This is a genomic window from Streptomyces griseorubiginosus (assembly GCF_017614965.1).
GTDB lineage: Bacteria > Actinomycetota > Actinomycetes > Streptomycetales > Streptomycetaceae > Streptomyces > Streptomyces griseorubiginosus_B.
Genome location: NZ_WVUG01000089.1, coordinates 18,509 through 29,990 on the forward strand (window position 1 = coordinate 18,509; position 11,482 = coordinate 29,990).

Sequence of the window (11,482 nt, forward strand, 5' to 3'; positions counted from 1 at the left end):
CGCCGCTCGCGGAAAGCGGCGGCGAAAACCTCGCAACGGGCAACGACCTCGGCCACGCCCCGTCACGTAACTCGTTCGAGGAGTGCTCCCCGCGTTTGGGAGACTGGTCCGGTGAGCAGCGCACCCCCCGCCCCCCGAGTCATCGCCGTCGTCGGCCCCACCGCGGCCGGAAAGTCCGATCTGGGCGTCTTCCTCGCCCAGCACCTGGGCGGGGAGGTCGTCAACGCCGACTCCATGCAGCTCTACCGGGGGATGGACATCGGCACCGCCAAGCTGACGCCCGAGGAGCGCGGCGGCGTCCCGCACCACCTCCTGGACATCTGGGACGTGACGGTCACGGCGTCCGTCGCCGAGTACCAGAAGCTCGCCCGCGCGCGTATCGACGCCCTTCTCGCCGAGGGCCGCTGGCCCGTCCTGGTCGGCGGTTCCGGTCTGTACGTCCGCGGGGCCGTCGACAACCTGGAGTTCCCCGGCACCGATCCCGAGGTCCGGGCCCGGCTCGAGGACGAACTCACGCTGCGTGGTTCCGGCGCGCTGCACGCGCGTCTGGCCGCAGCCGACCCCGGGGCGGCGCAGGCGATCCTGCCGAGCAACGGCCGCCGTATCGTCCGTGCACTCGAAGTGATCGAGATCACCGGCCGCCCCTTCACCGCCAACCTGCCCGGCCATGACTCGGTCTACGACACCGTTCAGATCGGCGTCGACGTGGCCCGCCCCGAGCTCGACGACCGCATCACCCGCCGGGTGGACCGCATGTGGGACGCGGGGCTCGTGGACGAGGTGCGCGCGCTGGAGGCGCGCGGCCTGCGCGAGGGGCGTACGGCCTCGCGCGCGCTGGGCTACCAGCAGGTGCTCGCGGCGCTCTCGGGGGAGTGCACGCTGGAAGAGGCGCGGGTCGAGACCGTGCGCGCCACCAAGCGCTTCGCGCGCCGCCAGGATTCCTGGTTCAGGCGCGACCCACGGGTGAACTGGCTCAGTGGGGCTGCGGCGGACGTCACAGAACTTCCGCGGCTCGCACTGGCGTTGGTCGAACGACCGGTTACAGCCTGATCACGTCATGGCATCGGGACGCTCAGGCCGCCGTCCGGGCCTCCGGCGCCGTGCCATCATCGAGCTTCGATCGACCAAGTGGAGTCCGAGTTGGGAGGGCGCGTGGCGATGGAGGCCGGCCCTCGCGACACTGCACAAGGCACCGAGCCCCTCACCGTCGACAGCGGTGAGCCGGAGCAGGACGAGGATCGTCTGAGCCCCGACGGCCCCGACGAGATGCAGGGCGGAGTGACCGCCGACGGCCCCGAGCCCGAGGAGATGTTCGCGGGCGGGCCCGAGGTCGAGGTCGAGCTGCGCCCGCAGCGCAGGCTGCGCATCTGGCAGCTCGCCCCCATCGTCGCCCTGGCCGCGGTCGGCTCCCTGATGTTCGCTTTCCCGCTCGCCTTCGACTTCGGCGACAGCGGCGCGGTGATCGCCATGCTGGGCCTGCTGATCTGCTCCTGCGCGGCGGGCTGGGGCATGATGGCGGCCCGCCGGGTGGGCTACACCTGGCCCGGGCTGCCGCAGCGGGGCTCCGGCCGCAGACCGGACTGGCGGGTGATCCTGGCGTACGTCGTCGTGGTCGCCGCGATCATCGTGCTCGCCGTGTGGAGAGTCGCCCGGCTGCGGTAGACGGTGCCTTTCGGCGCTGTCCGAGGGGCGCCGTACGATCGAGGCATGAGCACGCGCGCGCGGATCGCCTTCCTCAAGGGCCACGGCACCGAGAACGACTTCGTGATCGTCCCGGACCCCGAGAACACCATCGAGCTGCCCCCGGCCGCCGTCGCCGCCCTGTGCGACCGCCGGGCGGGCATCGGCGGTGACGGTCTGCTGCACGTCGTGCGATCCGCCGCCCATCCCGAGGCGCGGCACATGGCCTCCGAGGCCGAGTGGTTCATGGACTACCGCAACGGCGACGGCTCGGTCGCGGAGATGTGCGGCAACGGCGTGCGCGTCTTCGCGCGCTACCTCCAGCGCGCCGGTCATGTCGCCGAGGGCGATCTCGCGGTGGCCACGCGCGGGGGAGTCAAGACCGTGCACATCGCCAAGACCGCGTCCGGCAGCGGGTCCGTGGGTGACATCACCGTCGGCATGGGCAAGGCGCTGCTGCCCGAGGGGGACGTCACGGTGAGGGTCGGCGAGCGCAGCTGGCCCGCGCGGAACGTGAACATGGGCAATCCGCACGCCGTGGCCTTCGTGGACGACCTCGCACACGCCGGGAACCTGTACGCGCCGCCCCCCTTCAGTCCGGCCTCCGCCTACCCGGACGGGGTGAATGTGGAGTTCGTGGTCGACCGCGGCCCGCGCCATGTCGCCCTGCGCGTGCACGAGCGCGGCTCAGGCGAGACCCGGTCGTGCGGCACGGGCGCGTGCGCGGTCGCCGTGGCCACCGCCCGCCGCGACGGCGCCGACCCGGCGGTCACCGGGACACCGGTGACGTACACCGTCGACGTGCCCGGCGGAACGCTCGTGATCACCGAGCGGCCCGACGGTGAGATCGAGATGACCGGTCCCGCGGTGATCGTCGCCGAGGGCGAGATCGACGCCGAGTGGCTGGAATCGTTTCTCCGCTGAGCTCCGTCCGGGCTTCGGATCGCAGGCGCACGCGTCCAGTGGTGCAGGTGTCAACTACTGAGGTGCCGTGCGGAAGTTCGAAATCACAGCCATCCGCCATTCGCGTGGCGCGAAACCGTAAACCTGCGGACCTTCGCTCGAATGGGTGATCCGTTTCACGCTCGGCGAGAGGCGGTCAGACGCGCGTGATGGGCTCGGTAGCATCAAGCACCGGCCCGGACGGGGGACCGTTGCCACCCCCTGAGCCGTGTCCGCCCTGGGGCACCCCGTCCGCCGGTCCACGCAGCCGGAGGTGCCCATGAGTGCGGAGGCCACGAATCCCGCGACCCCAGGTCCGGTATCGAGCCCGGCGGCGCGCTGGCGGGCGCGGATCGACCTGCGCCGCCTGGGACGCGCCGCCCTGCTCGGCCCCGCCGCCCGCGACCGGCTGCCCGACGCCATCAGCCATGTCGTCGACGCGCACCGTGCGCACCATCCGAGCGCCGATCTCGATCCCCTGCGCCGCGCCTATGTGCTGGCCGAGTCCTCGCATCGCGGCCAGATGCGCAAGAGCGGCGAGCCGTACATCACCCACCCCCTCGCGGTCACCCTGATCCTCGCCGAACTCGGCGCCGAGACAACGACCCTGACCGCCTCTCTGCTTCACGACACCGTCGAGGACACCGACGTGACGCTGGATCAGGTCGGGGAGCAGTTCGGCGCCGAGGTCCGCTATCTCGTCGACGGCGTCACCAAGTTGGAGAAGGTCGACTACGGCGCCGCCGCCGAGCCCGAGACCTTCCGCAAGATGCTGGTCGCCGCGGGCAGCGACGTCCGGGTGATGTCGATCAAACTCGCCGACCGGCTGCACAACATGCGGACCCTCGGTGTCATGCGCCCCGAGAAACAGGCCCGCATCGCCAAGGTCACCCGGGACGTCCTCATCCCGCTCGCCGAACGGCTCGGCGTCCAGGCGCTCAAGACCGAGCTGGAGGACCTGGTCTTCGCGATCCTGCACCCCGAGGAGTACGAACACACGCGGGAGTTGATCGTCGACAACGCCTCCCGCGCGGACGACCCGCTCGCCGACATCGCCGACGAGGTGCGCGGCGTGCTGCGCGACGCCGACATCCCGGCCGAAGTCGTGATCCGGCCACGGCACTTCGTCTCCGTGCACCGCGTCGCCCGCAAGCGCGGGGAGCTGCGTGGCACGGACTTCGGCCGGCTGTTGGTGCTCGTCAACGAGGACGCGGACTGTTACGGCGTCCTCGGCGAACTCCACACCTGTATGACGCCGGTCGTCTCGGAGTTCAAGGACTTCATCGCCGTACCGAAGTTCAACCTGTACCAGTCGCTGCACACCGCGGTCGCCCGCCAGGACGGCCAGGTCGCCGAAGTCCTCATCCGCACCCACCAGATGCACAAGGTCGCCGAGGCGGGCGTCATCGCGCTGGGCAACCCGTACGCGCCCGCCCCCGACGACCCGGCCGACGGCGAGCGCGCCGACCCGACCCGGCCCGGCTGGCTCTCCCGCCTCCTCGACTGGCAGGAAGCGGCTCCCGACACCGACACCTTCTGGTCGACCCTGCGCGAGGACCTCGCCCAGGACCGCGAGATCACCGTCTTCCGCCCCGACGGCGGCACACTGGGCCTGCCCGAGGGCGCCACCTGCGTGGACGCCGCGTACGCGCAGTACGGCGAGGACGCGCACGCGTGCATCGGCGCTCGTGTGAACGGCCGCCTGGCGACGCTGAGCACGGTGCTGCGGGACGGCGACACCGTCCAGCTGCTCATGGGGCAGGACCCCGCCTCCGAGCCCTCCAGGGAGTGGCTGGAGCACGCCCACACGCCGGCTGCCCGCATCGCCATCCAGCGCTGGCTGGCGGCCCATCCGGCGCACACGGACACGGCGGAGAACGCCGAGCCCTCGTCCGCGCCCCGCCCCATGCCCGAGGGGGCGGCCGCCCGGCCCGAGGCGGACGTCATCGTCGACCAGCCCGACGCGACGGTACGCCTGGCCGGCTGCTGCACGCCCGTGCCGCCCGACGAGGTGACCGGGTTCGCCGTGCGCGGTGGAGTGGTCACCGTTCACCGGCTCGAATGCGCCGCCGTGGCGCGGATGAAGAGCGGGGGGCGCGCGGAGGTCGGGGTGCGCTGGGGCGACACCACCGAGTGCCGGGTCACCCTGCTCGCCGAATCGTTCGTCCGCCCGCACCTCCTGGCGGACCTCACGGAGGCGATGGCCCTCGAGGGCGCCGAGATCGTCTCCGCGACCATCGAACCCCCGACCCAACAGCGCGTCCGGCACACGTACACGGTCCAACTCCCGGACGCGGCCCTCCTGCCGGCCCTCATGCGGGCCATGCGCAACGTGCCAGGCGTGTACGACGTGAACCGAACCCAGCCGCACCCATCCAACACGTGAGACTGCGGCCTCCCGCCTGACAGGTGCCACGCGCGCGTGGGGCCTCCCACTGCGCTGAGCGGAGCCACCCGCTTCTGGCACGGGGGCGCGCTTGGCCCTTGAGCATGGGAGGCGTACGGCGCACATGCCCGGCGTGCGCCGAAGGGGAGGGGCGCGCGTGGTGCGGGTCGGGCGCGCGGTGAAGGGGAGTGCGTGGTGCGGGTCGGGCGCGCGGCGGAGGGCAGGGGCGCGCGGTGAGATAGAGCGGAGCGCGAGGTGCGGGCCCGGCGTGCGGCGCATGCGTGCGCGCCTCCGACCCGTTCGGGTGGTACGGGCGCGCGTCGGCTCCGTGGGGCGGGTGCGCGCTGGTAGCCGTGGTCCATGCTGCTCACCCCCCGCGCTCTGGCGGCCTCCACGCGCGCGCGTGCCGTCGCCCCCCTCACCGGAAAGCCCCGCCGACTCAAGGCGGCCGCGGTGCTCGCCTCCGCCGTCTCCGTCTGCCTTCTCGCCGCGAGCGCCCCACCGGCGCCGCTGGGCGTCGGTGACCGTCTCTTCCCGTACCTCGGCAACCCGGGGTACGACGTGGCGTCGTACGACCTCTCCTTCACCTATTCCGGCTCCAACAGCAAGCCCCTGCAGGCGGTCACCACGATCGACGCCTGGACCACCCGGGACCTGGACCGCCTGAACCTCGACTTCGCGCACGGCAAGGTGGAGTCCGTCGAGGTCGACGGTGAGCCCGCCTCGTTCGCCGGCGCCGGCGAGGACCTCGTCGTCACACCGGAGGAGCCGCTGCAGGAGGGCAGCTGGACACGGATCACCGTGCGGCACACCAGCGACCCCACGGAGTCCGGGGACGAGGACGGCGGCTGGGTGCGCACCTCGGACGGCCTCGCCATGGCCAATCAGGCCGACGCCGCGCACCTGGTGTTCCCGTGCAACGACCACCCCTCCGACAAGGCGATGTTCACCATCCGGATCACCGCGCCCAACGGCTACACGGCCGTCGCCAACGGTCTGCCCGCCGGCGTCGACCGCGTCGGCCGGTCCACCACATGGACGTACCGCACCCAGCACCCGATGGCCACCGAGCTCGCCCAGGTGTCGATCGGCCACTCCACCGTCCTGCACCGCGAGGGGCCCCACGCCCTGCCCGTACGCGACGTCGTCCCCACCAAGGACGTCAAGGCGCTCGAACCCTGGCTCGCCAGAACACCCGACCAGATCGCCTGGATGGAGAGCAAGGTCGGCCCGTACCCCTTCGAGACGTACGGCCTTCTCATGGCCCAGGCCACCACCGGCTTCGAACTCGAGACGCAGACACTCTCTCTCTTCGAGAGAGAGCTCTTCACCGAGCCCGCCTACCCCAAGTGGTACGTCGAGTCGATCATGGTGCACGAGCTGTCCCACCAGTGGTTCGGCGACAGCGTCAGCCCCCGCACCTGGTCCGACCTGTGGCTCAACGAGGGACACGCCACCTGGTACGAGGCCCTGTACGCGGAGGAGAAGGCCGGCAAGCCCATGGAGGCGCGCATGAAGGCCGCGTATGCCTTCTCCGACCGCTGGCGCGCGGCCGGAGGCCCGCCGGCCGCTCCCAAGGCACCCGCCCCCGGCCAGAAGATCAGCCTCTTCCGCCCGAACGTCTACGACGGCGCCGCCCTCGCCCTCTACGCCCTGCGCCAGGAGATCGGCCGCGAGCGTTTCGAGCGCCTCGAACGCGCCTGGGTGGCCCTGCACCGCGACGGCACCGCGACCACCGCCGACTTCGAACGGCTCGCCTCCGACATCTCCGGACGTGACCTCGGCGGCTTCTTCAAGGCCTGGCTGTACGGCGAGAAGACCCCGCCCATGCCCGGACACCCGGACTGGCGGTCGGTTCCGCCCGGCAAGGCGGGAGCGCGGAAATAAGGCGATGACGAGGCGTCCCGTACCGTGCGACCATCTTCTGGTCGGCGCGGCACGGGACTCGGGAATCTCCCGGGGCACTCGTGCGTTGTTCAGTACGACGCCGCAGACGCACTGCCCATCGACGTAAGGATCCAATGACCTCCTCTTCATCCCCTTCCCAGGACACGCAGCGCTTCGCGCACACCTATCCCGAAGGTCTTCGGGCCGATGCCCTGATGGAAGAGGACGTCGCCTGGAGCCACGAGATCGACGGAGAGCGGGACGGCGACCAGTTCGACCGCTCGGAGCGCGCGGCCCTGCGCCGTGTCGCCGGGCTCTCCACCGAGCTCCAGGACGTCACCGAGGTCGAGTACCGCCAGCTGCGGCTGGAGCGGGTCGTCCTCGTCGGCGTCTGGACCTCCGGGACCGCCCAGGACGCGGACAACTCCCTCGCGGAGCTCGCCGCCCTCGCCGAGACCGCCGGCGCGCTCGTGCTCGACGGCGTGATCCAGCGCCGCAGCGAGCCCGACGCGGCGACCTACATCGGCTCCGGCAAGGCGGTCGAGCTGCGGGACATCGTCGTCGAGACCGGCGCCGACACCGTGATCTGCGACGGTGAGCTCAGCCCCGGCCAGCTCATCCACCTCGAGGACGTCGTCAAGGTCAAGGTCATCGACCGTACGGCCCTGATCCTGGACATCTTCGCCCAGCACGCCAAGTCCCGGGAGGGCAAGGCGCAGGTGGCGCTCGCGCAGATGCAGTACATGCTGCCGAGGCTGCGAGGCTGGGGTCAGTCGCTGTCGAGGCAGATGGGCGGCGGCAAGGGCGGCGGCCTCGCCACCCGTGGTCCCGGTGAGACCAAGATCGAGACGGACCGGCGGCGGATCCGCGAGAAGATGGCGAAGATGCGCCGGGAGATCGCGGAGATGAAGACCGGCCGCGAGATCAAGCGCCAGGAGCGCAAGCGCAACAAGGTGCCGTCGGTCGCCATCGCCGGTTACACCAACGCCGGCAAGTCCTCCCTGCTCAACCGCCTCACGGGCGCGGGCGTGCTGGTCGAGAACGCCCTGTTCGCGACCCTGGACCCGACCGTGCGCCGGGCCGAGACCCCGAGCGGCCGGCTGTACACGCTGGCGGACACCGTCGGCTTCGTACGCCACCTGCCCCACCACCTGGTCGAGGCGTTCCGCTCCACCATGGAGGAGGTCGGCGAGTCCGACCTGATCCTGCACGTGGTGGACGGCTCGCACCCGAACCCGGAGGAACAGCTCGCCGCCGTGCGCGAGGTGATCAGGGACGTCGGCGCCGTCGACGTACCGGAGATCGTCGTGATCAACAAGGCGGACGCGGCCGACCCGCTGACCCTGCAGCGGCTGCTGCGGGTCGAGAAGCGTTCGATCGCCGTCTCGGCGCGCACCGGCCAGGGCATCGGCGAACTGCTCGCCCTCATCGACAACGAGCTGCCCCGGCCGTCCGTCGAGATCGAGGCACTGGTGCCGTACACCCACGGCAAGCTGGTGGCGCGCGCGCACGACGAGGGCGAGGTGATCTCCGAGGAGCACACCCCGGAGGGCACCCTGCTCAAGGCGCGGGTGCACGAGGAACTGGCGGCGGACCTCGCGCCGTACGTGCCCGTCCCCGCGGTCTGACCGACAGCGCGAAGGCCCGCCCCCCGAGTGATCGGAGGGCGGGCCTTCGCCATGTCCCGGGGTCACCGACCGCCGTACGTCCTGCTCATATTCTGGTAGAGCGTCTCGGCGCCCTTGCCGAGCTGCGGACCCGCCAGCCAGGTGTTGGTGGTCGGGCCGATCGAGGTGTTCGACACCAGTTCGGTCTTTCCGCCGACCACCCGGAACCAGCCGCCGCCGGACGAACCGCCGGTCATGGTGCAGCCGATGCGGTACATGGTCGGCAGCGACGGGCTCAGGGACAGCCGCCCGGGCCGGTCGATGCACTTGATTCTGTGAGACGCCCCGACCCCGCCTGTGCCTACCGGCCGGTCACTGACCGGCGAACTTCCTGCTCACGGATGCGTACACGCCCTTGGCCACGTCACCCAGCCGCGGTCCCGCCAGCCAGCCCGAACTGACCGGGCCGATCGAGGTGTTCGACACCAGCGCGGGCTTGCCGTCCGAGCCGGTCTCGACCCAGCCGCCGCCCGAGGAACCGCCGGTCATGGTGCAGCCGATGCGGTACATGGTCGGCGCCGAGGCGTTCAGCGACAGCCGTCCCGGCTTGTCCGTGCACCGGTACATCTTCTGTCCGTCGAACGGCGCCGCAGCCGGGTAACCGGTCGCGGTGATGCTGGGAACCTTCGGCACCGCCGGGGCGTTGAAGTTCACAGGAAGCGCCGAACCGACCGTCTCCTGAAGTGACTTGCCGTTGCCGCCCTTCTCCGGCGTCACATGGATGACGGCGTAGTCGTACGGTGCACCGTCGCCGCCCGTCTCACCGCCCTGCTCGATCCACTGCTGCGAGGTCTGCGCCCAGTCCGCCCACCAGACGCCGTAGGGAGCCACCTGCTCCCGGGTGGCGTTCTGCAACTCGGCCGCCGTCCTGCCCGAGTCGTTGTACGACGGCACGAAGGCGATGTTGCGGTACCAGCCGCCCTTCCTGCCGGCGTGCACACAGTGCCCCGCCGTCCAGATCAGGTTGGACTTGCCGGGGTGGGCCGGGTCCTGCACGACCGTCGCCGAACAGACCATCGTGCCCTGGGGGGAGTCGAAGAACACCTTGCCGGAGGTCGCCGCGTTGGCGTGGTACGTAGGCGCGACGGCCTTCGCGTCCACCGGCGCGGGCGTCGGGTCGGTCACGCCCTGGTCACCGGAGAGGTCGTTGTTGTCGACGCTCTTGTCCGGGTCGTTGGCCCGCCGCATCCGGTCCGTGTTCCACAGGCCCTTGATGATCGGGTTGATGAAATCGTCGGCCTCGCGCAGCCAGTCGTCCTTGTTCCAGTTCTTCCAGGCGCCGTTCTTCCACTTGTCGATGTCGATCCCGTGCTCTTTGAGCTTCTTCCTGATGTCGTCCGGGATCTTGATCTTGCCGTCGCCGCTGCTCGCGGGGTCTGACGCGGACGCGGAGGACTGACCACCCGCGTTGGTGTCGTTTCCGTTGCAGGCGGTCGCGGTGAGCGCGAGCACCGAGGAGAGCGCAACGGCGGCGAACACGGGGGTGGTCCTGCGACTCGCACCCCCGCCTCGCCGGACGTGGAACGACGGCCGTATGGATCGCATGGTCTGAACTCCCCCTGAGATGAACGCGCCGGGCTTCTGCCGTACCGGCCCGTGTGCCGTACCGGGCCCGTGTGGAACGGCATCACACACTATGTGCTCGCTGTGGGGGACTTCCCACGGAACGGCAACGGTTCCGTCACGGAAAGGATCTTGAAGCGACCCGTAACCCGGTGCGGCGAAGGGGGTTGGTAGCGGTGGGGGTTCTGCTGTCCGTGGGCGGTCCCCAGCGGGAGGACATGAGGTCGTGGCCGAGACTGCGTATGAGGGGAGTGCGTCCGAGGGAATCGGCGCGGCCGACGGGGTCTCCGTGTCGGCGCGAGGCGCGTACGAAGGGATCCTGCGTCGTCAGTCGGCGCGCGAGTCGGCGGCGCGCACCTATGCGCGTGCCCTGCCGATCGTTCCCGTGCGTGCACGGGGACTCACCATCGAGGGTGCCGACGGGCGCCGCTACCTCGACTGTCTCTCCGGCGCCGGGACTCTCGCCCTGGGCCACAACCACCCCGTCGTGCTCGAAGCCATCCGCAAGGTCCTGGACTCGGGCGCACCCCTGCACGTCCTCGACCTGGCGACACCCGTCAAGGACGCCTTCGTCACCGAGTTGTTCCGCACCCTGCCCTCCGGGCTCGCCGACCACGCGCGCGTGCAGTTCTGCGGGCCGGCCGGAACCGACGCGGTGGAGGCCGCGCTCAAACTCGTGCGGGCCGCTACCGGCCGTACCGGGATCATGGCCTTCACCGGCGCCTACCACGGCATGACCGCCGGAGCCCTGGCCGCATCCGGGGGCGCCCCCGACGTACGGGTCGCCCGGCTGCCCTTCCCACAGGACTACCGCTGTCCCTTCGGCATCGGCGGACATCAGGGTGCCGAACTCGCCGCCCGCTGGACGGAGTCCGTCCTCGACGACCCCAAGTCGGGCGTGCCGCACCCCGCCGGGATGATCCTCGAGCCCGTCCAGGGCGAGGGCGGTGTGATTCCCGCGCCGGACGTCTGGATGCGGCGGATGCGCGAGGTCACGGCAGCCCGGGCCATTCCGTTGATCGCGGACGAGGTCCAGACGGGCGTCGGCCGCACGGGGACCTTCTGGGCGGTGGAGCACAGCGGCATCACCCCGGACGTCATGGTCCTGTCCAAGGCCATCGGCGGCAGCCTCCCCCTCGCGGTGATCGTCTACCGGGACGACCTGGACGTCTGGCCTCCCGGCGCCCACGCCGGCACCTTCCGCGGCAACCAACTCGCCATGGCCGCGGGCACGGCGACCCTCTCCTACGTCCGCGAGAACGACCTCGCCGCCAGAGCGGCAACGCTCGGCACCCGGATGCAGGACCAACTCCGGCAGCTCGGCCGGGAGTTCGCGTGTGTGGGGGAGGTGCGGGGG

At 71.1% G+C, this 11,482-nt stretch carries 8 protein-coding genes and 1 pseudogene; 7 read left to right on the forward strand and 2 right to left on the reverse strand.

Annotation, left to right across the window (positions count from 1 at the left end):
- Nucleotides 1-111: 111 nt before the first annotated feature.
- The 6 genes from miaA (at nucleotide 112) to hflX (ending at nucleotide 8,523) form a co-directional block, all read left to right on the forward strand.
- Nucleotides 112-1,050, forward strand: a complete 939-nt coding sequence (miaA, locus tag GRC12_RS18615) for a tRNA (adenosine(37)-N6)-dimethylallyltransferase MiaA (RefSeq protein WP_208780431.1) — start codon at nucleotides 112-114, stop codon at nucleotides 1,048-1,050.
- Between the two features lie 108 nt (nucleotides 1,051-1,158).
- Nucleotides 1,159-1,662 (forward strand): hypothetical protein, encoded by a 504-nt coding sequence (locus GRC12_RS18620; RefSeq protein ID WP_208780439.1) that lies wholly within the window; start codon nucleotides 1,159-1,161, stop codon nucleotides 1,660-1,662.
- Between the two features lie 45 nt (nucleotides 1,663-1,707).
- Nucleotides 1,708-2,604 (forward strand): diaminopimelate epimerase, encoded by an 897-nt coding sequence (gene dapF / locus GRC12_RS18625; RefSeq protein WP_208780432.1) that lies wholly within the window; start codon nucleotides 1,708-1,710, stop codon nucleotides 2,602-2,604.
- 298 nt (nucleotides 2,605-2,902) lie between these two features.
- Complete coding sequence (locus GRC12_RS18630; protein WP_208780433.1) at nucleotides 2,903-5,008, forward strand: RelA/SpoT family protein; 2,106 nt, start codon at nucleotides 2,903-2,905, stop codon at nucleotides 5,006-5,008.
- A gap of 360 nt (nucleotides 5,009-5,368) precedes the next feature.
- The gene (locus GRC12_RS18635; RefSeq protein WP_208780434.1) at nucleotides 5,369-6,895 is read left to right on the forward strand and encodes a M1 family metallopeptidase; all 1,527 of its coding nucleotides are present in this window, start codon (nucleotides 5,369-5,371) and stop codon (nucleotides 6,893-6,895) included.
- A gap of 134 nt (nucleotides 6,896-7,029) precedes the next feature.
- A complete protein-coding gene (gene hflX, locus GRC12_RS18640; protein ID WP_208780435.1) occupies nucleotides 7,030-8,523 on the forward strand; it encodes a GTPase HflX in 1,494 nt (497 codons plus the stop codon).
- Between the two features lie 62 nt (nucleotides 8,524-8,585).
- Here the strand turns inward: hflX and GRC12_RS18645 are convergent.
- Nucleotides 8,586-8,831, reverse strand: a pseudogene (locus GRC12_RS18645) (hypothetical protein); the annotation flags it as partial.
- 43 nt (nucleotides 8,832-8,874) lie between these two features.
- Entirely contained in the window at nucleotides 8,875-10,107 is a 1,233-nt protein-coding gene (locus GRC12_RS18650; protein WP_208780436.1) for a trypsin-like serine peptidase, read from the reverse strand.
- 283 nt (nucleotides 10,108-10,390) lie between these two features.
- On the opposite strand from GRC12_RS18650, the gene GRC12_RS18655 reads away from it, so the two are divergent.
- Nucleotides 10,391-11,482 (forward strand): diaminobutyrate--2-oxoglutarate transaminase family protein (locus GRC12_RS18655; RefSeq protein WP_208780440.1); only part of this gene is annotated, 1,092 nt, incomplete at its 3' end.